This window comes from Marinobacter sp. AN1, from assembly GCF_026013985.1.
Taxonomy (GTDB): domain Bacteria; phylum Pseudomonadota; class Gammaproteobacteria; order Pseudomonadales; family Oleiphilaceae; genus Marinobacter; species Marinobacter segnicrescens.
In genome coordinates, this window is record NZ_CP110342.1 from 2,446,253 (window position 1) to 2,468,305 (window position 22,053).

The window sequence follows — 22,053 nt, forward strand, 5'->3', positions numbered from 1 at the left end:
CCTGTTACGCGCTGGCAGCCCGGACCACAAACCGGCCCTCGAAGGTGGCAACCGGTTCGGATTCAGGTGCCGTGGTGGGCTCTCCGCAATACACCCGTGAGGTCAGCGCCAGCCGGCCCCGCCCCTTGCGCTGGAGCATAGACAGGAAGCGCTGCTGCTCCTGTTCGCCCGGCAGCTGGCACAGGGCGTAGAAGTCACCATCCACCGGTTGGCTGTAGTCCATCTGGCCGCTCTGGATAACCACGTGGCCATCCACCCCGGCGTCTTCCACGACCAGCTCGATCAGGCCCCAGGCAGCCAGCACGGCGATGGAATAGACCGAGCCACCGAAGCCGGTGCCCTGGTGGTTGCTGTTCGGTGCCAGGGGCGCGCGTACCAGCAGGCTCTGACCATCGTAGGCCACCAGCTCCGCTGCCATGGCGTCAGTAAGCGGAATCACCCGATGGATGCGTTGCTGGAAATCGGACAGGCGGCTCATCAACTTCTCCGGTGCAGGCTGAAAAGGGACTCAAACGACGAAACCGGCCCTGGGGCCGGTTTCAGTATTACTTACCGCAAAGATTAATGGAAAGCCATCGGGCGGCCAACCGGCATCGTTATTCCCAGATAATGGTCTTGTCCTGGGCATACCAGTTTTCCACCTGGCTCCGGTAGGCGTCTTCCACCACGTTGCGCTTGAGCTTCATGGTCGGTGTCAGGAAGTCGTTTTCGATGGTCCAGGGCTCCTTGACCACGACCATAAAGCGCAGGTGCTCGTGGGGATCGAGGGTCTGGTTGACGTCCTTGAGCAGCTCGACAAAGTCTTTCTCAAGCTTCTTGCGGAAAGCCGGATCTTCCCGCTTCGCCTGGGCGGCTTCAGACAGCATCACCAGGCAGAACGGAGATACCTGGTTCTCACCGGATACGCAGACGGCTTCGATGTGGTCATCCCGCATCAGTTTGTTCTCGATGGGGGCCGGCGCCACGTACTTGCCCTTGCTGGTCTTGAAGATTTCCTTCAGGCGACCGGTGAGTTTCAGGCGACCAAGTTCGTCAATCTCGCCCACGTCACCGGTGCGCAGGAAGCCATCCTCGGTAAAGGCCTCCTTCGTTTTTTCCTCGTCCTTGTAGTAGCCCATCATGGTGGTGGGGCTTTTCACCAGCACCTCGCCGTTTTCACCAATCTTGCACTCCACACCGGGTAATGCCTCACCCACATATCCGGTACGGGCACGGCCAGGCTGGGTGGTGTGGGAGTAGGCGATGTTTTCGGACATGCCATAGCCTTCGAGAAGCTCGAGGCCGAGGTTCCGGTACCACTCAAGGATGTCGTGGGACAGGGGCGCGGAGCCGGAGCCGGCGTAACGCACATGCTGCAGCCCCAGGCCGGTAAGCACCTTCTTCTTGATCAGGCGGTTCAGCAGCGGAATCCTCAGCAGCTTGTCCAGTTTCTCCTTGGGCATCTTCTCGAACACACCGTGCTGGAACTTGGTCCAGATCCGCGGTACGGCGATGAACAGGGTCGGCCTGCAACGCTGGAGGTCTTCCACAAAGGTGTCCAGGGTGTTGGCGAAATACAGGTGGAACCCTTTGTTCATGGAGACCAGCTCGCCCACATAGCGCTCGAAAACGTGGGCCAGGGGCAGGTAGGACAGGTAGCGGTCTTCACTGGTGACCTCCAGCCGGTCCGCGGCGCCCGAAGCCGCATAGGCCAGGTTATGGAAACTCAGCATAACGCCCTTGGGTCGGCCGGTACTGCCGGAGGTATACACGATAGTGGCCAGCTCATCCGCCTCACGAGCGGTGTTCTCTTCCATGGGCGGATTCTGGGACACAATATCGTCCCAGGTTTCGAAGCTGGTGGGCGGGCTAAGGGGGTAACTGATACACCTCACCGAATCCGGCACACCGGGTTTCATGGATTCCCAGTCGTCCAGCTTGCCGACAAACATTACCTCGATTTCGGCATGCTCGATGATATAGCTGACGGTATCCGCGTTCAGGGTCGGGTACAGGGGTACGGATATATGCCCGGCCATCCAGATCGCCCAATCCGACATGATCCAGTGGGCGCAGTTCTTGGAAACGATGCCGATACGGCTTTTCTCTGGCAGGTTCAGCGACTTGATATAGGTGGCCATGCGCCTGGCCTCGCCCACTGCACGACGCCAAGTGTAATCCACCACCTTGCCGTCGGTGAAAGGCTGGGTCATGTAAACGTTTTCAGCGCGGGCGGTTTCCCAATGGTAAATCAAGTTGAGCGGTAGTTTTTGTTGTGTACTCATGCGTCTTCCCGAAGACCTCTGGCTGTATCAGGCGCCGCCGTTGCGGAACTGCGCCTGTTTGTTGTTATCCTTGGAATTTCCGACGTATCTGCTGCCGGTATCTGAAGACTATGGCAAGACCATGGACCCCGTCAAAGCCGTTAACAACAAATTTGCGGCAATACCCATACTTTTACGACCGGACTGCAGCTCCGGACCAGCCACTGGCTGGTGTTATTGATGGCGCAAAAGCCGGCACCATGTGGTAAACTCCCGCCTCCTTTTTTGCAGCTGGCCCGGCCATACCGGGCCTACCCAACACGCCAAATATCCGGAGAGACGGCTCATGGCCAAGACTTTTCTGCGCATCCTGGCAAGTACCCTCCTGCTGACCGGCTTCGGCCTGGCCCAGGCGGATGAAACCAAAACCGTTGCCATCACCCAGATTGTGGAACACCCGGCCCTTGATGCCGTGCACCAGGGCGTCAAGGACGAGCTGGCTGAGCGTGGCTACAACGAAGGTGACAACCTGGAGCTGATGCACGAAAGCGCCCAGGGCAACTCCGCCATCGCCAGCCAGATTGCCCGCAAGTTTGTGGGTGACCAGCCGGACGTCATCGTCGCCATTGCCACGCCGTCTGCCCAGACTGCAGCGGCCGCTACCCGCAACATCCCGGTGGTGTTCTCCGCCGTAACTGACCCGGTCGCTGCCAAGCTGGTAAAGAGTCTTGAAGCTCCTGGCGCAAACATCACCGGTGTAAGCGACATGCTGCCCCTGGACCGGCACCTGGACATGGTCCTGCGTGTCGTACCGGACGCCAAGACCGTTGGTACCGTCTACAACCCGGGCGAAGCCAATGCCGTCGCCCTGGTGGAACTACTGGAAGAGCGCCTGGAGGCCCGTGGCCTGAAACTGGAGAAGGCCGCTGCCACCAAGACCTCCGAAGTGCTGGGTGCCGCACGCTCCCTTTCGGACAAGGTGGACGCCATCTACCTGACGACGGACAACACCGTTATCAGTGCCGCAGAAGCAGTGATTTCTGTGGGCGAGCGCGCAAAGATTCCGGTATTCGCGGCCGATACCGCCACGGTTGAGCGCGGCGCCGTTGCCGCCATGGGCTTCAACTACTATGACCTGGGCCGCCAGACCGGCGCCATGGTCGCGCGCATCCTGGAAGGTGCCGCCACGGCCGATATGCCGGTGGAAACCCTGGACAAGCTGGAACTCTACGTGAACCCGGCCGCCGCAGAGAAAATGGGCATCACCCTCAGTGATGAGCTCATCTCCGAAGCCTCCAAAGTAGTCGGCAACGACTGAACACCCGGCAGGCCCGGCCATTGTGCCGGGCCTGCTCCAGCCTTGCGAACGCCCTCTCATGCTTAGTCAGATTGCTTTTTTCGGTGCTGTCGAGACCGGCCTCATATACGGCCTTGTGGCCTTCGGCATCTATATCTCATTCCGGGTATTGGACTTCCCTGACCTGACCGTCGATGGCAGCTTCCCCCTGGGTGCCGCTGTGGCCGCCGTGCTGATCATCGCTGGCTGGAATCCCTGGCTTGCCACCGGCATGGCCATTGTTGCCGGTATGGCTGCAGGTGCAGTCACGGCCCTGCTGAACGTCAAGCTGGGCATTCTCAACCTGCTGGCGTCCATCCTCACCATGATCGCCCTGTACTCTGTGAACCTGCGGGTCATGGGCGGTCCCAACGTGCCACTGCTGATGCAGGACACTGTCGTCACCTGGTGGGACAGCCTGTTGCCGCCGGAGTACTATTTCCTGGCGCCGGTTTTGCTGTTTGTCGTGGTCACCGCCATCGTACTGGTGTTGCTGTGGCGGTTCATGAAATCGGAGATTGGCCTGTCCATGCGTGCCACCGGCGCCAATCCCCGCATGGCCCGGGCCCAGGGCATCGCCACGGGTGCCATGGTGGTGCTGGGCGTGGCCCTATCAAACGGCCTGGTGGGCCTGGCCGGTGCCCTGGTCGCCCAGAGCCAGGGCGCGGCAGACGTGACCATGGGTGTGGGTGTCATTGTTATCGGCCTGGCCTCCCTCATCGGTGGTGAAGCCGTTATCAGCCCGGCCTCGGTGCTGAGAGCCCTGCTGGCCTGCGTGGTGGGCGCGATTATCTATCGCCTGGCCATTGCCTTCGCCCTCAACGCGGATGTGCTCGGGCTGGGCGCCCAGGACCTGAACCTGATAACCGCCATACTGGTGACCCTGGCGATCGTCCTGCCCGGTTTCCGCACCAGGGTGCAGGCCAGAATGACCCGCAACAAGGCCTGAAGGAGCGAGACATGATCAGTGCAGACAACCTCAAGCTCACCTTCGGCAAGGGCACGCCGCTGGAGAACCCGGCCCTGCGGGGCATGAGCCTGACCGTGAACCAGGGCGAATTCGTCACGGTGATCGGCAGTAACGGCGCCGGCAAGTCCACGTTTCTCAACGCCCTGGCGGGGGAAGTGATTGTCGATTCCGGTCGTATCGAAGTGGACGGCAAGGACGTGACCCGGCTGCCCACCCACAAACGGGCGCGCCGGGTAGCCCGGGTTTTCCAGGACCCGCTGGCGGGCACTTGTGAAGGCCTGTCCATCGAGGAAAACCTGGCCCTGGCCATCAAGCGGGGCCAACGCCGGGGGCTCACCAGCGCCGTCAAGCGCAGCTACATGGAACGCTTCCGGGCGGCCCTCGCCAAGCTTAACCTGGGCCTGGAAAGCCGCCTGGGTGACAAGATGGGTCTGCTGTCCGGAGGCCAGCGCCAGGCCGTCAGCCTGCTGATGGCCAGTCTGACGCCCTCCTCCATCCTGCTGCTGGATGAGCACACCGCCGCCCTGGACCCGAAAACCGCTGCCTTCGTGCTGGAACTCACCCAGGACATCATCGCCGAGCAGAAACTCACGGCATTGATGGTCACCCACAGCATGAAACAGGCGCTGGAAGTGGGCGACCGTACGGTCATGCTGCACCAGGGCCAGGTGGTTTTCGACATTGCCGGACCGGAGCGGGAGGGGCTTGAGGTGAAAGACCTTCTGGACCTGTTCGAGAAACAGCGCGGCCTGGAAGTGGAAGACGACAGCCTGCTGCTGGGCTGACCGCTGCTCACCCCTTGGACAATGTGAGCAGGGCCTGACCAGCAACAGTGCCCTGCTTCACAAACCGAAACATCTGTCGCTTTGCAGACCATAAATACCCGAACCCTTGCCCCGTCTGGCTTGCCGCCGTTGCAACCGTTTTAGTGATAATTTTTTTGCACCAGCAAGCCCCTTTTAATAGCCCCTCCTTTCTTCACACAACACTATATAGTGTCTATACTCCCGCACATCCCAACTAGATATAGTGTTTGGCCCAAACCCCCGACAGGGTCGCCAAACCCGCAGTGAGCGCCGTTTACGCGGCGTTCGGACCATAAAAAATCAGGCATAACCGAGGGTGGAGATGAGCGCGAAACTACAGGTAGTAACCACAGATATTCCGATGCAGGATGCCTCACTGGACATCTGGAACAGCAAGTACCAGCTGAAAACCAAGACCGGCGAACCTGTAGACCGCACCATTGACGAGACCTACAAACGGGTTGCCAAAGCCCTGTCGGAAGTGGAGGCCAAGGGCAAGCGTGACCATTACATGAAGGAGTTCATCTGGGCCCTTCAGAACGGCGCCATCCCGGCCGGGCGAATTACCTCCAACGCCGGTGCCGAGGCCCACAAGCCGGCCACTTCCACCATTAACTGTACCGTCTCAGGCACCATCCAGGATTCCATGAACGATATCCTGGAGAAGAACCACGAAGCCGGCCTGACCCTCAAGGCCGGCTGCGGTATCGGCTATGAGTTCTCCACCCTGCGCCCCCGTGGCGCCTACGTGGCGGGTGCCGGTGCGACCACCTCCGGCCCGCTGTCGTTCATGGATATCTTCGATCGCATGTGCTTCACCGTGTCTTCTGCCGGTGGCCGCCGTGGCGCGCAGATGGCCACCTTCGACGTGCACCACCCGGACGTGATCGAGTTTATCCAGGCCAAGCGTGAAGATGGCCGTCTGCGCCAGTTCAACCTGTCCCTGCTGATCACCGAAGACTTTATCGAAGCCGTGAAGAATGGCGACGACTGGCACCTGTCGTTCCCGGTGACCGCCAAGGAAGCCGAAGACGAAGGCCTGGACCTGAACGACGCCAGCCAGTTCGTCTACCGTGACTTCCCGGTGCAGGAAGGCTACGTCACCAACGACGAAGGCAAGGTGGCCTGCCGCATCTACCGTACGGTGAAGGCCCAGTTCATCTGGGACACCATCATGACCTCCACCTACGACTACGCCGAGCCGGGCTTCATCCTCATCGACAAGGTGAACCAGATGAACAACAACTGGTTCTGCGAGGAAATCCGCGCCACCAACCCCTGCGGCGAACAGCCCCTGCCCCCGTATGGCAGCTGCCTGCTGGGCTCGGTCAACCTGACCAAGTTCGTGGAGAACCCCTTCACCGACAAGGCCAGCTTCAACTACGAGAAGTACCGCCAGGTAGTAGCCATCTTCACCCGCATGCTGGACAACGTGGTGGAAATCAACGGCCTGCCCCTGAAAGAACAGCGGCACGAAATCATGAACAAGCGCCGTCACGGCATGGGCATCCTGGGCCTGGGCTCTACCCTGGCCATGCTGCGCATGCCCTACGGTTCTGACGAGTCCGTACAGTTCACCGAGGAAGTGGTCCGTGAAATGGCCGTGGAAGGCTGGCGCCAGTCCCTGGCCCTGGCTGAAGAGAAAGGCCCGGCGCCCATCATGGACGAAGAGTTTGAAATCACCCCCAAGATGATGGCCTGGCGCCCGCAGCTGGCGGACGACGGCTACAAGGTGGGCGACAAGGTTAAAGGGCGTATCCTCCACGCCAAATACAGTAACTACATGAAGCGCATTGCCGAGGTAGAGCCGGAGCTGGTGGAGAAACTGGCCGAGAAAGGTGGCCGCTTCACCCACCACACCTCCATCGCACCCACCGGCACCATCAGCCTGTCACTGGCCAACAACGCCAGTAACGGCATCGAGCCGAGCTTCTCCCACCACTACTCCCGCAACATCATCCGGGAGGGTCGCAAGACCAAGGAGAAGGTCGACGTATTCAGCTTCGAGCTGCTGGCCTACCGCCACCTGATCAACGCCGGCGCCATGCCGTTCTCTGACGACGCCGACAAGAAGCTGCCGGAGTACTTCACCACGTCGGACGACGTTACACCGACCCAGCACGTGGATATCCAGGCGGCGGCCCAGAAGTGGGTGGACTCGTCCATCTCCAAGACCGCCAACGTGCCCACAGACTTCGCGTACCCGGACTTCAAGAACATCTACATGTACGCTTATGAGCAGGGCCTGAAGGGCTGCACCACCTTCCGCTTCAACCCGGAAGCCTTCCAGGGCGTACTGGTGAAGGAATCCGACCTGGAAAACACGCTGTATGAGTTCACCCTGGACGACGGCAGCAAGGTAACCTTCAAGGGCAACGAGCAGATCGAGTACGACGGCGAAATCCACACCGCCGCCAACCTCTTCGACGCCCTCAAAGAAGGCACTTACGGCAAATACTGATCCGGGAACTGACAGGAACTTATGACCATGACTGCAAAGATTACCAACAAGATCGTCGGCTACCGGGTCAAGAAAGCAGACCCGGAGGCCCAGGCACCGGCCCCCGAGCAACAGGGCCCCAACCCGGTCAAGATGAACGAAAACATCGAACGGCCGGACTTCCTGCTGGGCACCACCTACAAGATCAAGCCGCCGGTGGCCGAGCACGCGATGTACATCACCATCAACGACATCATCCTCAACGAGGACACCGACCACGAAAGCCGGCAGCCTTATGAAGTGTTCATCAACTCCAAGTCCATGGAGCACTTCCAGTGGGTTATCGCCCTCACCCGGGTTATCTCCGCAGTGTTCCGCAAGGGCGGCGACGTCACCTTCCTGGTGGAAGAGCTGCGCTCGGTCTATGACCCCAACGGGGGTTACTTCAAGAAAGGCGGCGTGTTCATGCCGTCCCTTGTGGCCGAGATTGGCGGAGTCATCGAGCGGCACCTGAAGGCCATTGGCCTTATTGAAAGTGAAGAGATGAGTGAGGTTACCAAGCGGATCCTGGCGGAGAAGCGGGCTGAGTTTGAAGAGGCCCAGAAGACTTCTGTGAATGATGAGTCGGCTTCGGAGTACCCTGCTAATTCCACGCTTTGTGGGAAGTGTAATACCAAGGCTGTCGTTATTATGGATGGGTGTGCTACTTGTCTTTCTTGTGGCGATTCCAAGTGTGGTTGAGGGGTTGGTAGACAGATGAAGTAGTACTCTAGGAGGCTCGGCAATCAGTGATTGTCGGGCCTTTTTTGCCTTAAGTCAGGGGAGCGGTTCGTGACAGTTATCGAAAACCTTCAGAAAGAATTTAGAGCACTATCTAAAGACATTTCTGCCCTGTCGCGCTTCGTAGTTGTGATATTAGTTTTTGCCGTAGCGAGGTTGATCTACCTCATTTTCATTCAGAGATATGAAGACGCAGCAGTCCTTTTCTCGGTAGTTGCTATACTTATTTCCGTTCTTACTATAACCAAGGTAAGCACAAGAGCTATAACTCACTCTGAAATAGTTCGGCACTATGAAGAGCATAAGGATGTGGCTCATAGGACCAACTACCTCATTAGAATAGTGACTGAACTGGATGGAAGAGCAGATTATTGTCTTAGATCTGTACAGGCCAATGATCCAATTGAGTCCTTCGTTCGGAATGTAAGAAAAATGGAGGACGGCTACGAAAAAATCAGTTGTCAAACATACTCAGATATACATAACCAAATAGTCAATTCTTGTTTGACTTCTATGAACAGTACAATCCATTGGCTTTCCGTATATTCCGACCAACTATCGTTGGATATAACAATACAAACAGAAGATCTAAGGTCGTTTTTAAAAGAAGATTTCGACGCTTTAAACTCAAGAGTTTCGGAACTTCGTCGACATTTAAGCACGTTGGATGATCAACTCAGAAAAATAAGGGAACAAGTGGAGCTTTATTCAAGAGCATGATGCTTCCAAAGAAAAAGCAGAGCCCAAACGGTGAGTGAGGGCCCCAAATAGCTGGACAACCTGATGGTGTCCACCTCAGGTGTCCTAGCCCGAATTTCTCATGAGGGGATAAAAGAAAGCGGCTGAAAGTGTTAAAATTTCAGGACCTTACACCATCAATCAACACCAACAACCGCTATCCAAAATGGTACCTCAAAAACTGACCTTCTCGCCACTTTCCCGCCGCCAGATTGAAACCGACTTCTCCGGAGGCCATATCACCTCCGATGCCGGCTTGCTGTTACTGCGCGAAGTCGACAAACAACACCGGTTAACCCAACGGCTGGCCGAGACTCTGACCGACCAGCGGGATCCCCGGATGATTCGTCATGAGCTCAAGTCCCTGGTCCGGCAACGGGTCTACGGTGTGGCCGGTGGCTACGAAGATCTGAATGATCATGAAGCGCTTCGCTTTGATCAGGCACTACAAACCGCCACGGGGAATGCCTCGACTCTGGCCGGCAAGTCCACGCTTTGTCGAATGGAGCAGGCGATGGATCGGCAAACCATTGTCAAAGCGCATGAGTTGCTCTGGCACCACTTTATCGAGCAGCATGAGAAGCCGCCCAAGGAAATCGTGCTGGATTTTGACGGCACCGATATTCCGGTGCACGGCGACCAGCCGGGTAAGTTCTTTAACCGGTATTACGACCATCACTGCTACTTCCCGCTTTACGTCTTCTGCGGTAGGCACTTGCTGGTGAGCTATCTGCGCACCAGCAATCGAGGTGATGCCCGGCACAGCTGGGCCATTCTGGCGCTGCTGGTGCGATTTATTCGCGAGTATTGGCCACAGACCCGGATCGTGTTCCGGGGCGACTCCCACTTCAGCAAGCCCCGACTGCTGGCCTGGTGCGATCGCAACCAGGTGGATTACATCGTAGGCATGGCCCGCAACCAGCGGCTGGAGGCGCTTGCCGCCCCAGCCATGGACAAAGTCCGGACCTACTACGAGGCTCATGGCCATAAGCTCGCCAGCACCTTCCGCTTCCGCTACAAAGCCCGAAGCTGGCATAAGCCACGCTGGGTGGTTGCGCGCCTGGAATATGGCCCTCAAGGCCCGAACCCCCGGTTCGTTATCAGCTCCCGCTACGATGACGGATTCAAGCTCTACTACGAACAGTATTGCGCACGGGGTGATATGGAGAACCGGATCAAGGATCAACAACTGGATCTGTTTGCCGGTCGCACCTCCAGCACACACTGGTGGACCAACCAGTGGCGGCTGATCTTATCCGGCTTCGCCTACACCCTGTTCGAGCGTTTGCGGGTGCATCTGAAAAACACGCCCTTCGAACGTATGAGTGCCGGCACCTTGCGCTTGAAGCTGATCAAGGTTGGCGCAGTCATCATCCGCAACACCCGCCGAATACGGGTGTTGATGAGTGATAGCTATCCACACAAGAACGATCTCTCAGCACTGGTTCAGCGCTTGGTGCCCCAGTAGATAATCGGGCTCCCCCGGCCCGATACCAATGGGGGAAAGGGGGAGTTGTGCCTGAATGCCGGAAACTGGCTAAATAATCGCCAACTTCGACCATGACCACTCGGATCTGGCACTACCAGGCTTGGTCTGCGAAGGTTGTTGGAGCACTATGAGAAATCCGGGCTAGGGGCTGGGTTTGGTTTTGATACCAATAAAAATCGGGGCATGCCGAGATCTCGGAGGCAGTATCTGCTTAGCGAGCTGTCATTTTGTTATCGGGAAAAGATGACTCCTCAGACTTTCTGTACAATATGAGTGTGAGTCAAATGAGAGGACACCAGTTTGAAGACGCAGATACCAGCTCCGATCATTGCTATCATTGCAAAGCACTTGTCTCAGGTTAAAACCCACGCGGACCTGGACAGTATGTTTATGTACGCAGACGCTCCTGGGGAGCCGCCAGAAGGCAGCAAGCCTGTTAAGTGCCAAGACTGGCTCAGGCGCACTAACGCAGAATCCTCTACTCCTCTTGCGGTCCTGGGAAAATTAATCGAAGAGGAAATGGAGACTCCTGACGATGACTGGTCGAAATCACTGGGAACACCTTACGGGGCTTTGTCACGTGAGACTTTTCAGAAAAAGGTAAAGGAAGTACTCGAACGTTATGATTTAGTATATCGGATCGGCGGAAAGGTTCAGCCTGCAGTGGGCATGAAGGGGGCCACCAAAAGTCTCTCTGACCTGATAAAGGGGCGCGAGTTAATATCTATAGACATGGAATTCGAGAGAGCAATTGATAACGCGAACAGCGAGCCGAGGGAAGCGTGCTCAGCAGCGTGCAACATTCTTGAGTCTCTTTTCAAAATCATGATCGACGAAGAGAAACTGGAGAAACCCTCGAAACAGGACCTGAAAAACCTGTGGAGGCCGGTTGCAGATTACCTAAATTTCGACCCAAAGCGGATAGAGGACACTGATCTACGGAAAATCCTCTCCGGTATGAACTCAGTCGTTGATGGGGTTGGTGCGCTGCGCACACACGCCAGTTCAGCCCACGGAGCAGGCAAGCAGATATACAAGCTCGAACCACGGCACGCTCGATTGGCGATCCACAGCGCCCATACGCTAGCAACGTTCGTGTTAGAGTCTTGGGATAAAATAAAGCTCGCTTCTACACCGAAATTTTGACCGGAGCACACATGAAATTACTTCTCACTTTGTTTCTTGTGATGGGTGCAGCTACAGCCCATGCTTCGTCGGATTTCGACGGTAACGACCTTCTCAAAGGCTGCGAAAAACTGGTTCAACTGCCTGAGAATCCGGATGCAGTAGATTTTGACTCAGGGCTTTGCGCAGGCGTTATAAGCGGAGTAATTCATGCATCACAGTTCGCAGGTTTTGAGCACGGCACTAAGCTATTCTGCATCCCGGAAGGAGTACCGATCATTCAGCTCGCAAGAATCATGAACAAGCATCTGGCCGAATCCCCAGAAGTACTACACGTCAGCGCAGGAGCATTGACAACGTTTGCGTTCAGCAGGCAGTACCCGTGTGAGTGAGTTGGTTAACAAGACTGCTGGGACAGGCGCTGACTGAATAGCTGAGCGCCGATTTTGCCGGATTCAAGATATCTGGGACAAAGGATATCTGGGACAGGCACTCACAAGAAAGAAAACGCGTAGCTAGTGCTATTCCACCACTGATCCAGGTGCCCCGAACCTGAAGCAGACCGGATCGCAGCCAAATTCGTCATTTCGGCCAATTACTGGCTCAGTTTGCCAAATCCAGGCCGGAGCAGAAACTGGGACAGGCCGGTACCTGATCATGGACAGGCACTCCCAAAGAAGAAACGTCCGAACCCTGGTCCCGATGAAAACCATGGACAGGCACTGCCAAGGAAGAAAACTCCACCCCACAAGGACAGGCACTCTTAAAAAAGAAAACGTAATTGAAAACCGGGACAGACTTATTTTCTCGTCGCGATTGCTTCGTCGTCCCGATTGCTTGTCCTCCGGTACCCTCGCTACAGAATCCATATGCTCCAGCGAGGGACTTCGGCAGTCTAGTGTTCCGTCCGGGTATTTCCTAAGCGCATATATGCTATAATTCGAGCTATTATTCACGAGTTTGGAGACTCTGTTTTGGCCCGGAAACCAGCTCCCTTTAATCTTACGGTAAACGATCAACTGGAGTTGGAAAGCTGGTTGCGAACAAGCACGCTGAGTCAGAATCTCGTTCTGCGAGCGCGAATCGTTTTGGCCCTGAATGCCGGTGAATCACCCAAAGTCGTTGCTGAGCGACTGGGAACCACGACGGCCACGGTATTCAAGTGGCGTAATCGTTACACCGAACAGGGCCTGAGCGGTCTTCAGGATGCACCAAGACCCGGGCAACCCAGAAAGCTGAATCAGAAAAAGGTTAAGGCAATTCTTGATGACACGGTCAAAAAGCTGCCCAAGGAATCAACCCACTGGAGCGTCCGGTTGATGGCCGAATATGCCGGTGTTAGTCGCTGGCAAGTGCATCAGATCTGGAAAGCCGCTGACCTGAAACCGCACCGGCTGAAAACTTTCAAAATCAGCAATGATCCGGACTTTGCTGATAAAGTTTTCGATGTTGTCGGTTTGTACCTGAATCCGCCGGATAACGCCCTGGTGCTGTCTGTTGATGAGAAAACGCAGATCCAGGCACTGGATCGCACTCAACCAAAGTTGCAATTGAAACCCGGCCAGATCGAGCGTCGCACCCACGATATAGCGCGACAATTAACTTGGCCGGTCCAGCGACAACTATGTTGGCCGGTTGATCTGATAGGGTCCGACACAGCAGAACGGAGGAGTCGCTGTGTCGGGCAAACACATTACAGATCAACAGGTCAGGTTATTCATGCACCACCGCAAAAGCCAGACACAGACCGTCGCCGCGGCCAAGGCCGGTATCTCAGAGCGGTCCGCCCGTCGCATAGACCAGCAATTGCACCAGCCCCAGAAGCGAGAGCGCAACTGGCGTACTCGTAAAGACCCGTTGGCAGAAGTCTGGGATAGCATCGTGTTACCGCTGCTGGAGTCATCGCCTGACCTCACACCAGTGGGTATTTTTGATCACCTCTGTGAGTACCATACAGATCAGTTCGATCCCCGTGCACGACGCACATTGGAACGGCGTATTGGCCGCTGGCGACAATTACACGGGCCAGCCCAACCGGTCATGTTCGTCCAGAGCCACGAGCCTGGAGAACTGGGCATTGCCGACTTCACCTGGGTTAAAGAGCCGGTGACCATTGCGGGTGAGGCCTTACCGCACAAGCTGTTCCATTACCGCCTGGTTGCCAGCGGCTGGGCCTACGCTCAGGTCACCTATGGTGGCGAGAGCTTCAGTGCGCTGTCGGATGGCCTGCAAAAGGCCTTCCGGAACAGTGGCGGAGTGCCGCGACAATTACGCACCGACAGTCTGAGTGCCGCCTATAAGAACCGGCAGGAGCAGGAGGATTTTACCGAGCGATTTGCCGAATTCTGTCACCACTACGATGTCCGAGCTACCCGCAACAATCGGGGCGTGGCTCACGAGAACGGTGCCATCGAATCGCCCAACAACCACATCAAGCAGCAACTCAAACAAGCCCTGTTACTGCGCGGAAGCCATGACTTTACCACCCGTGATGCCTACGAAGCCTTCGTTCAGGCAGTGGTGACACGGCGCAACCGCCGGATCAGCACCGTGTTCAAGGCAGAGCAGCAACGTCTCCAACCACTGCCTGCTCATGACAGCAATACCTACAGTGAGCATACCTTGCGGGTCAGCCGCACCAGCACCATCGCGCTTAAGCGGGTGACCTACTCGGTGCCCTCACGACTGATCGGTAGCCGGCTGACGGTACGCCTGTTCGATGCCCGCCTGGAGCTGTGGTGCGCCGGTGTGCATACGCTGACACTGCCCCGCATCCACGCCCGGGGACAGCAACGCCGGCGCAGCGTCAATTACTGCCATGTGATCGAATCCCTGGTTAAAAAGCCCCGCGCCTTCCGGCACTCTCAGTGGCGCGATGACCTGCTACCCGGCGACGATTACCGGCGTATCTGGCAGCATGTCGACGAAACCTTGAACGCAGACAAGGCCTGCCACTACATCGTAAGACTGCTGCACCTGGCCAAGAAGAGCGACCGCGAAAGCGCCCTGGGTCGTTACGTGCTGGCCGGCATTGAGCGCGGCAAACTCCCCAGTCTGCTGGAATGCGAAGACCGCTTCCTGAGCCTCAATCCGGCTCTGCCGGCTATGGTGGTTCATCAGCATGCGCTGGGCGACTACCAGGCGCTGCTGCACATGGGAGGCTGCCATGAGTGACGTGACGGCTTCACTACCCTTGATGTTGAAACACCTGCGCCTGGGCAGCATCAAGGATCACTGGCAACCCCTGGCGGATAAGGCCGTGACGGAACACTGGCGTCCGGAACAGTACCTGAGCGAGCTGTGTGCCCTGGAGCTTGCCTCACGGGAAGACAAGCGCTTACAGCGCTATCTGAAGGACGCTACATTACCACCGGGCAAGCAGTTGGGCAGCTTTAACTTCGACGCGGTGACGGGGGTGACCAAGCCTCACATCAGCCAGCTGATCAACCAGCCAGACTGGGTGAAACGTGGTGACAACCTGTTGCTGTTCGGTGCCAGCGGGATCGGTAAAACCCACCTGGCCAGCAGCATCGGTTACGGCCTGATAGAGGCCGGCATCCGGGTCAAGTTCGTGGCCGCCACGGCGCTCGTACAAAGCCTACAACGCGCCAAGGAAGCCCTGCGTCTTAGCGATGCTCTGGCCCGTCTCGACAAGTATGCTGTGCTCATCATCGATGACCTGGGCTACGTTCGGAAAACCGAGCAGGAAAGCACTGTGTTGTTCGAGCTGATCGCCCATCGCTACGAGCGCCACAGCCTGATCATCACTTCCAATCAGGACTTCGAGCACTGGGACAAGCTGTTTGAGGACACCATCATGACCGTCGCCGCCATCGACCGACTGGTCCATCACGCCACCATCCTTCAATGCACGGGGGAAAGCTACCGGAGAAAAGCCTCACTCAAGAAGCAGACAACATAGGTTCACCGTCAACCGGCCAACTTAATCGACGCTGGACCGGCCAAGATAGTTGACGCCGTACAAGGACCTTCATCTGATTCTGGACAACAGCTCGACTCATAAAACACCAGAGGTAAAAGCCTGGCTGGAGAAACATCCCCGGTTCAAGCTTCACTTCACACCAACCAGCGCCTCCTGGCTGAATGCCGTGGAGGGCTGGTTTGGTCAACTGGAACGCCGTGCTTTGTACCGTGGCATTTTTACCAGTGTCGGCGAACTGAAGAAGGCGATTCGTCGCTTTATCCAAACTCATAATGAGAAGCTGGCAAAGCCCTTCCGCTGGCACAAAAGCGCAGAATCGATTATGACTTCAGTGGCGCGAGCAAAGTTGAGTGTCATTAATGATAAATAAACGAATTACCCAGACGGGACACTAGAAGACGTAAATGAACCCGACACCTACTTCGGCTTCATAGTTGTTGCGTGTGATCGGGCTATCCGCAATATCGCTGCTATAACGCTCATAGAGCGCTTCGCCGAAAATCTGCCAGTTATCGTTAATGTAAGCACGATAATTGTAATTGACGCCAATCGAGCGGAAGCCCCCGCTTAGTTCGGTCTCGTCCAGTCCTGATGCGGCAGCCTGGGTTGGGTCTACGCCAAACTGTTCATTGGCGAGATCGCTATCGTGAAATACCGCCGCGATTGAAAGTTCAGAGCCGGTTCCATCGTTCCGCTCACCGAAGCGACGACCCACCCCCACAATACCCAGGTTTCCATTCTCACCGGTCACAATTCGGCCATCCAACCAATAACGCCAGTCCGCATCGAAAGCACGACGTGCCTGCAGCACGAACTCAATTCCCTCGTCTGTATCGCCAAGTCCATCCAGCCGACCGTCGTCAGAATCGCTTTCTTCGCGTCCCTCTTCGAAGCCTACTGATGCCTGCAAGAGCCAGGTATCAGACCGAAGACCACGCAGATAAAACCATGGACAGGCACTACCAAGGAAGAAAACCAATAAACCGCGTGCCGAGGCTGCTGCCTCAGTCGTGATCACACGCTACCCAGCATATTTATCTATGTTTTGACCAGTCTCGCGACAATCAGGCATAAACTACCGAATTGAGTCCGACCGGGGCCCCTGGCTATGGCCAGTCTCGAAATTTTGCCGTGGAGGGTGGGTTAATTGAAAACCGGGACAGACTTATTTTCTCGTCGCGATTGCTTCGTCGTCCCGATTGCTTGTCCTCCGGTACCCTCGCTACAGAATCCATATGCTCCAGCGAGGGCGTTCAGCAGTCTAGAAGACGTAAATAAACCCGACACCTACTTCGGCTTCATAGTTGTTGCGTGCGATCGGGCTATCCGCAATATCGCTGCTATAGCGCTCATAGAGCGCTTCACCGAAAATCTGCCAGTTATCGTTGATGTAAGCACGATAATTGTAATTGACGCCAATCGAGCGGAAGCCCCCGCTTAGTTCGGTCTCGTCCAGTCCTGATGCCGCAGCCTGGGCTGGGTCTACGCCAAACTGTTCGTTGGCGAGATCGCTATCGTGAAAAACCGCCGCGATCGAAAGTTCAGAGCCGGCTCCATCGTTCCGATCCCCGAAGCGACGACCTACCCCCACAATACCCAGGTTTCCAGTCTCACCGGTCACAATTCGACCATCCAACCAGTAACGCCAGTCAGCATCGAACGCACGCCGTGCCTGCAGCACGAATTCAACGCCCTCGTCGGTATCGCCAAGTCCATCCAGCCGACCGTCGTCAGAATCGCTTTCTTCGCGTCCCTCTTCGAAGCCTACTGATGCCTGCAATAGCCAGGTGTCAGAACGAAGACCACGCCACCCCAACGCTTCACCGGCCCAGTAAAAGATATCATCGCCCTTGCGCCATTGTACCGCGCCAGCAGGACTGACCTCGAAGTCGAATTCATCCGACCCTTCGTAGGCCGATTCGTATTCAACACCCAGGCCCAACCCGAAGCCCCAGCCGTCCTCACCCCGCGTGAAGTCGTCGAGCGAGGGTAATGGCACCAACGCCGTTTTTTCTTCCTGTGCTAATGCGGTTTGAACAAAGAATGCAGGTGCGCAGATGGCCAACAGTAGACCTGTAAATTTTCTCACTTGAGTTCCGCCCGGCTATGAGTTGATGAAGAACAACACGGTAAAGAATACGTGTGGCACGAATGAATAGACCAAATATGTCAATCGTCATCCGCGACCAATGAAGCACTCAGGGCGGAACACCGAATGGTGTATTTTGGGTATTTGGGGCATGGGCTATTTGGGACAGCCCCCTGGAAAAATAGTCGAACGTCCCAGGTTACTTCGCAGTTGATCAACGGGTCGCGGGTGGACCAAGCAGTACACAGAAGGCTTCTTCACTGACTGCCCGGCTGAAGTAGTATCCCTGATAGGTTCGGCACCCATGCTGCTTCAGGAAATCCAACTGCTCAGCGGTTTCCACGCCCTCGGCAATCAACTCCATCTTCAGGCTTCGGGCCATGGCGATAATAGCGCGGACGATCTCGGCGTCATTACCGTCATGGGTGCAGTCGTCGATGAATGACTGGTCGATCTTGAGCAGGTCTACCGGCAATCGCTTGAGATAGCTCAGCGAAGAGTAGCCCGTCCCGAAATCGTCAATCGCGAAACGGATGCCCATGTCCCGCAACTCGTTCATCTTCTCCACCGTGTCGGATATGTTGTGGATCATGATGCTTTCGGTAATTTCCAGTTTCAGGCACTGCACGGGAATTTGCTTCTGGGCAATGGCTGCTGCCACCTGGGCAACAAAACTGGCCTGGCGAAACTGCCGGGGGCTTATGTTGACACTGAGGCAGAACTGGTCAGTTGCGATCAGCCCCTGATCGAGAAGCCGGGCGATGAAGTCGCACGCCTGCTCAAGGATCCAGTGGCCGGTTTCGAGGATCATGGCGCTCTCTTCGAGCACATGCATGAAGGTGCCAGGACCGATCATTCCCATTTCGGGGTGCTGCCAGCGCAACAACGCCTCGGCACCTGTTATGCGCTGCGTGCAGGCGTCGACCTGCGGCTGGTAGTGCAACTGGAATTCCCCCTCCAGCAGCGCGTTGCGCAACTCGGTTTCCAGTTGCAGACGCTGGCTGACGGCCACCTGCATCTGCGGCTCAAAAAAGGCGATGTTGTTGCGTCCGCTGGCCTTGACGCCATACAGCGCGGTGTCGGCATGCTTTAGCAGGTCTTCCGGTGTATTGCCATGCTCGGAGGACAGGGCAATACCGATGCTGCAGCTCAGCTGCAGTCCGTAACCCTCGATTTGCATGGGGGCGGACACAACCTCGAGCAATTCGGCCGCGTTGGCTCGCGCCTGCTCGGCAATCTGTTCCGGCTTGCCGGACAGGCCGGTAAGCAGGATGACGAACTCGTCGCCGCCCAGGCGGGCGACTGTATCAGCCCTGCGCACCCGCTCCTGCAGGCGGCGACTTACCTCCTGCAGGACCGCATCACCACAGCCGTGACCGAGGGAGTCGTTGACGCGCTTGAAATGGTCCAGGTCGAAGAAGAGTAGCGCGCAACTCAGACCATGGCGCTCACTGAGGGCCAGGTACTGTTGCAGTCGGTCGTGTAGCAGCAGGCGGTTGGGGAGATCCGTCAGCGCATCGTGATATGCCTGATGCTTGACACGCGCCTCGATTCTTCTCTGCTCGGTGACATCCTTGAAGCTGGACAGGGTGCACCACTCCTCGCCGACCAGGATGAAGTTGCTGGAAACCTCACAGTTCAGCACGCGACCATCCTTGGCGACAAGGTCAACCGGCTCATTGCGCAGGCAACCCTCGCGCATCAGTTTGTCGATGACCGCCGGACGTTTTTCCGGATACCGCCAGAACCCGAATTCGTTGGCATTCCTGTCGATCACATCCTGTGACTGGTAGCCGAACACCTGGGTAAACCGGTGGTTGATCTCGATTATCTTTGCAGTACGTTTGGAAAACAGTACATAGGGTTCGGGGGAGTCAATGAACAGGGCAGCAAACTTGGCTTCGCTCTGCTTCAGTTCCTGGTTGGCGTTGCTCCGCTCGGACATGTCGTGGGCCGTGGCCAGTTGGTACAACTGGTCACCGATGCGGACCTGCTCGACATAGGCCAGGCAGGGTCTGGTCTGGCCATCGCCGCATTGGAAGTGGGTTTCATGTTGCTGAATGCGGCCGCTGGTTAACAGTTGCCGGCGAAAATCCTCGCGTTGCCGCGAACTGGACCATAAAGGCAGCTCAGCGTAGGAACGACCGATCATGCGGGAAGCACTCCAACCGAACAAAGCCTCGAACACCGGGTTGACGGCGACCACGGTATGGTCGGCCTCGCGCAGAAGCATGCAGGCAACGGGCAGCTCCCCAAGCAGGGCGATCAGCTCTTCCTCCCGCCTTCCATTGCGACTCATCAGTGCATCAGCCACAGTGTGCGTGCGGCCAGACATCGCGCATTCATGTATTTCGCTCTAATTGTTATACGGCCAATTTAAAACTTTGCTTATACGGATACAAGATTCCCCGATTTGCTCAAATGGCGAACAATGTCTGACAGTGTCATTGCGTTTGTCCGGGATCTGCACAAGTCCCGCTGACGGCGCTCACCCATAACACCCCACATCGGCCCGGGGCCTGGCCATGTCTCGCCAGGGTCTTTCCCGGCGCCCGGTCAATGGCATACCCATTGCAAACCTGAACCTGCACCGTCCGTCAGCAAGGCATTCAGCCTGTCCGACATGCTTTCCTGCCCGGGCTCAGACAGACTTCCAGGAGTGGACCATGACCAAATCCATCGTACTGACCGCCACTGAACTCAAAGCCACACTCGACAACAACGACGACGATATCCTTCTGATCGATGTCCGGGATGCCGCCGATTACGCTGCAGAACACATCCCGGGGGCCGTCAACGTGCCCGATATCTTTTATCACCTGACAACCACCTCAGAGGATGAACTCAGTGCTACCTACCAGAAGTTCGAAGACATACTGTCCGGCGTCGGCCTCCGGCCGGGCCAGAAAGCGGTGCTCTACGAAGACGGCCTGACTACGCGCTTCGGGAGTTCCTGTCGCGGCTGGTGGTTGCTCAATCACCTGGGGCATGACAATACCGCCATCCTGGACAAGGGCCTGGCCGGTTGGAAGGCAGCGGGCCTGGCCACCGATAACCACACGGTTGCGGTAACGCCGAGCGACTTCAAGGTGATGGTGAATAACGACATTATCGCCACCAGGGATGATGTGCTCGCGGCTATTGAAGACGACAGCGTCGTCCTGCTGGATAACCGCGATGCCCGGGAGTGGCTCTGCGAAGGGTCTTCGCCCTACGACGCCGATGGTGTCGACTATTCGCCCCGACGTGGCCGGATACCGACGGCTCGCTGGCTGGAATGGTACGAACTGCTGGATAACAGTGACATCCCGACCTTCAAATCCGCCAGTGAGATCACCGACATTCTGGCCGCCAAGGGCATTCACCAGGACGATGACATCATCATTTACTGTTTCAAGGGATCGCGGGCCTCAAACACCTTTGCAGCCCTGAAAATGGCGGGTTTCACCCGACTGCGGAATTACCTGGGCAGCTGGTACGAATGGAGTGCCGATGAGTCACTGCCCATCGAGATGGCGCCTTCCGCCGCCGCGTGAACAGGCAACCGGGAAGGCGTTTGCGCACCAGCGAGCAATCGCTTCATCACGGGCATTACCTGGGTAGATGATGCGCCTTGGGATGGTTGCTGGTCTTCGCCAGCGCCGGTGCTCTGATCGTTCAACTGATCTGATCGAGCCCGGCCTCAACAGCACTGCAATTGGAGGGCCGCACCACCCGATCAACTTCCTGCCCGTCCTTCAGAAAGATGATCGTCGGCCAGAGCTTGACCCCGAAGGTCCGCCCCAGCCGGCGGCCTTTGCCGTCTTCGACTTTCAGGTGGGGCGTTTCCGGGTGGGACTCAAAGGCTTTTGCTATGTCGGCCTGGGCGGCCTGGCAGAAACCGCACCAACCGGTTCCAAACTCCAGCACCAGCGGCCCCGGTGTCTGGTCAATCTCTTCGCGACTGGGTGCGTCCGCGTTGTATTGGCTGGCGTAGCTCATGGTTGTCCCTCTTGATCAGCTCATCCGACTCAGGGTCAATTCGTGGGTGCTGCCTGAGCTAAAGTTAGACCCCTGGCCGGTTAGACCAGTTCAGCCAACTACAGGTACCTTGA

Annotated in this window: 18 protein-coding genes and 2 pseudogenes; 14 read left to right on the top strand and 6 right to left on the bottom strand. The window is 56.9% G+C overall.

What is annotated here, in order from left to right; genetic code table 11:
- Positions 1–4: 4 nt before the first annotated feature.
- Positions 5–478, bottom strand: coding sequence for a thioesterase domain-containing protein (locus tag LJ360_RS11260; RefSeq protein ID WP_264994007.1), 474 nt, complete (start codon positions 476–478; stop codon positions 5–7).
- Positions 479–596: 118 nt separating this feature from the next.
- Positions 597–2,264, bottom strand: a complete 1,668-nt coding sequence (locus LJ360_RS11265; RefSeq protein ID WP_091848303.1) for an AMP-binding protein — start codon at positions 2,262–2,264, stop codon at positions 597–599.
- Positions 2,265–2,589: 325 nt separating this feature from the next.
- Between LJ360_RS11265 and LJ360_RS11270 the strand changes: the two genes are divergently transcribed.
- The 13 genes and pseudogenes from LJ360_RS11270 to LJ360_RS11330 all read left to right on the top strand — a co-directional run.
- On the top strand, positions 2,590–3,561 hold the full coding sequence (locus tag LJ360_RS11270; RefSeq protein ID WP_091848304.1) for an ABC transporter substrate-binding protein: 972 nt from the start codon (positions 2,590–2,592) through the stop codon (positions 3,559–3,561).
- Between the two features lie 58 nt (positions 3,562–3,619).
- Entirely contained in the window at positions 3,620–4,528 is a 909-nt protein-coding gene (locus LJ360_RS11275) for an ABC transporter permease (protein WP_264994008.1), read from the top strand.
- Positions 4,529–4,539: 11 nt separating this feature from the next.
- Positions 4,540–5,334, top strand: a complete 795-nt coding sequence (locus LJ360_RS11280; RefSeq protein WP_264994009.1) for an ABC transporter ATP-binding protein — start codon at positions 4,540–4,542, stop codon at positions 5,332–5,334.
- 343 nt (positions 5,335–5,677) lie between these two features.
- Positions 5,678–7,816 (top strand): adenosylcobalamin-dependent ribonucleoside-diphosphate reductase, encoded by a 2,139-nt coding sequence (locus LJ360_RS11285; RefSeq protein ID WP_091848307.1) that lies wholly within the window; start codon positions 5,678–5,680, stop codon positions 7,814–7,816.
- A gap of 27 nt (positions 7,817–7,843) precedes the next feature.
- Positions 7,844–8,536: an NrdJb gene (locus tag LJ360_RS11290; RefSeq protein WP_264994010.1), complete on the top strand. Its 693-nt coding sequence runs from the start codon at positions 7,844–7,846 to the stop codon at positions 8,534–8,536.
- Positions 8,537–8,626: 90 nt separating this feature from the next.
- The gene (locus tag LJ360_RS11295) at positions 8,627–9,295 is read left to right on the top strand and encodes a hypothetical protein (protein WP_264994011.1); all 669 of its coding nucleotides are present in this window, start codon (positions 8,627–8,629) and stop codon (positions 9,293–9,295) included.
- Positions 9,296–9,479: 184 nt separating this feature from the next.
- Complete coding sequence (locus tag LJ360_RS11300; RefSeq protein ID WP_011784498.1) at positions 9,480–10,781, top strand: IS1380-like element ISMaq3 family transposase; 1,302 nt, start codon at positions 9,480–9,482, stop codon at positions 10,779–10,781.
- Positions 10,782–11,102: 321 nt separating this feature from the next.
- Positions 11,103–11,948, top strand: a complete 846-nt coding sequence (locus LJ360_RS11305) for an abortive infection family protein (RefSeq protein ID WP_264994012.1) — start codon at positions 11,103–11,105, stop codon at positions 11,946–11,948.
- An 11-nt stretch (positions 11,949–11,959) separates the two neighbouring features.
- On the top strand, positions 11,960–12,319 hold the full coding sequence (locus LJ360_RS11310; RefSeq protein ID WP_264994013.1) for a Rap1a/Tai family immunity protein: 360 nt from the start codon (positions 11,960–11,962) through the stop codon (positions 12,317–12,319).
- 582 nt (positions 12,320–12,901) lie between these two features.
- Positions 12,902–13,531, top strand: a pseudogene (locus LJ360_RS11315) (IS630 family transposase); the annotation flags it as partial.
- A gap of 73 nt (positions 13,532–13,604) precedes the next feature.
- Complete coding sequence (gene istA, locus LJ360_RS11320; RefSeq protein WP_091848196.1) at positions 13,605–15,101, top strand: IS21 family transposase; 1,497 nt, start codon at positions 13,605–13,607, stop codon at positions 15,099–15,101.
- On the top strand, positions 15,094–15,849 hold the full coding sequence (gene istB / locus LJ360_RS11325) for an IS21-like element helper ATPase IstB (RefSeq protein ID WP_264994014.1): 756 nt from the start codon (positions 15,094–15,096) through the stop codon (positions 15,847–15,849). Before istA ends, istB begins: the two co-directional genes overlap by 8 nt.
- A 64-nt stretch (positions 15,850–15,913) precedes the next feature.
- A pseudogene (locus tag LJ360_RS11330) lies at positions 15,914–16,240 on the top strand (transposase); the annotation flags it as partial.
- Between the two features lie 21 nt (positions 16,241–16,261).
- Here LJ360_RS11330 and LJ360_RS11335 read toward each other — a convergent pair.
- The 3 genes from LJ360_RS11335 to LJ360_RS11345 all read right to left on the bottom strand — a co-directional run bounded on the left by LJ360_RS11335 (position 16,262) and on the right by LJ360_RS11345 (position 20,258).
- Positions 16,262–16,888 (bottom strand): MipA/OmpV family protein, encoded by a 627-nt coding sequence (locus tag LJ360_RS11335; RefSeq protein ID WP_264994015.1) that lies wholly within the window; start codon positions 16,886–16,888, stop codon positions 16,262–16,264.
- A gap of 243 nt (positions 16,889–17,131) precedes the next feature.
- Positions 17,132–17,959, bottom strand: a complete 828-nt coding sequence (locus tag LJ360_RS11340) for a MipA/OmpV family protein (protein ID WP_264994016.1) — start codon at positions 17,957–17,959, stop codon at positions 17,132–17,134.
- Positions 17,960–18,173: 214 nt separating this feature from the next.
- The gene (locus tag LJ360_RS11345) at positions 18,174–20,258 is read right to left on the bottom strand and encodes a putative bifunctional diguanylate cyclase/phosphodiesterase (RefSeq protein ID WP_264994017.1); all 2,085 of its coding nucleotides are present in this window, start codon (positions 20,256–20,258) and stop codon (positions 18,174–18,176) included.
- A 367-nt stretch (positions 20,259–20,625) separates the two neighbouring features.
- On the opposite strand from LJ360_RS11345, the gene LJ360_RS11350 reads away from it, so the two are divergent.
- Positions 20,626–21,495 carry a sulfurtransferase gene (locus LJ360_RS11350; RefSeq protein ID WP_264994018.1) on the top strand — a complete coding sequence of 290 codons (870 nt, stop codon included), beginning with the start codon at positions 20,626–20,628 and terminating at the stop codon, positions 21,493–21,495.
- A 121-nt stretch (positions 21,496–21,616) separates the two neighbouring features.
- On the opposite strand, the gene LJ360_RS11355 is transcribed toward LJ360_RS11350, so the two are convergent.
- On the bottom strand, positions 21,617–21,940 hold the full coding sequence (locus tag LJ360_RS11355) for a thioredoxin family protein (protein WP_264994019.1): 324 nt from the start codon (positions 21,938–21,940) through the stop codon (positions 21,617–21,619).
- Between the last annotated feature and the right edge of the window lie 113 nt (positions 21,941–22,053).

Bases quoted from the DNA above. Each gene is read 5' to 3' on its own strand.
- LJ360_RS11260 (WP_264994007.1), bottom strand. From the start codon at position 478: ATGAGCCGCCTGTCCGATTTCCAGCAACGCATCCATCGGGTGATTCCG.
- LJ360_RS11265 (WP_091848303.1), bottom strand. From the start codon at position 2,264: ATGAGTACACAACAAAAACTACCGCTCAACTTGATTTACCATTGGGAA.
- LJ360_RS11270 (WP_091848304.1), top strand. From the start codon at position 2,590: ATGGCCAAGACTTTTCTGCGCATCCTGGCAAGTACCCTCCTGCTGACC.
- LJ360_RS11275 (WP_264994008.1), top strand. From the start codon at position 3,620: ATGCTTAGTCAGATTGCTTTTTTCGGTGCTGTCGAGACCGGCCTCATA.
- LJ360_RS11280 (WP_264994009.1), top strand. From the start codon at position 4,540: ATGATCAGTGCAGACAACCTCAAGCTCACCTTCGGCAAGGGCACGCCG.
- LJ360_RS11285 (WP_091848307.1), top strand. From the start codon at position 5,678: ATGAGCGCGAAACTACAGGTAGTAACCACAGATATTCCGATGCAGGAT.
- LJ360_RS11290 (WP_264994010.1), top strand. From the start codon at position 7,844: ATGACTGCAAAGATTACCAACAAGATCGTCGGCTACCGGGTCAAGAAA.
- LJ360_RS11300 (WP_011784498.1), top strand. From the start codon at position 9,480: ATGGTACCTCAAAAACTGACCTTCTCGCCACTTTCCCGCCGCCAGATT.
- LJ360_RS11310 (WP_264994013.1), top strand. From the start codon at position 11,960: ATGAAATTACTTCTCACTTTGTTTCTTGTGATGGGTGCAGCTACAGCC.
- istB (WP_264994014.1), top strand. From the start codon at position 15,094: ATGAGTGACGTGACGGCTTCACTACCCTTGATGTTGAAACACCTGCGC.
- LJ360_RS11345 (WP_264994017.1), bottom strand. From the start codon at position 20,258: ATGAGTCGCAATGGAAGGCGGGAGGAAGAGCTGATCGCCCTGCTTGGG.
- LJ360_RS11350 (WP_264994018.1), top strand. From the start codon at position 20,626: ATGACCAAATCCATCGTACTGACCGCCACTGAACTCAAAGCCACACTC.
- LJ360_RS11355 (WP_264994019.1), bottom strand. From the start codon at position 21,940: ATGAGCTACGCCAGCCAATACAACGCGGACGCACCCAGTCGCGAAGAG.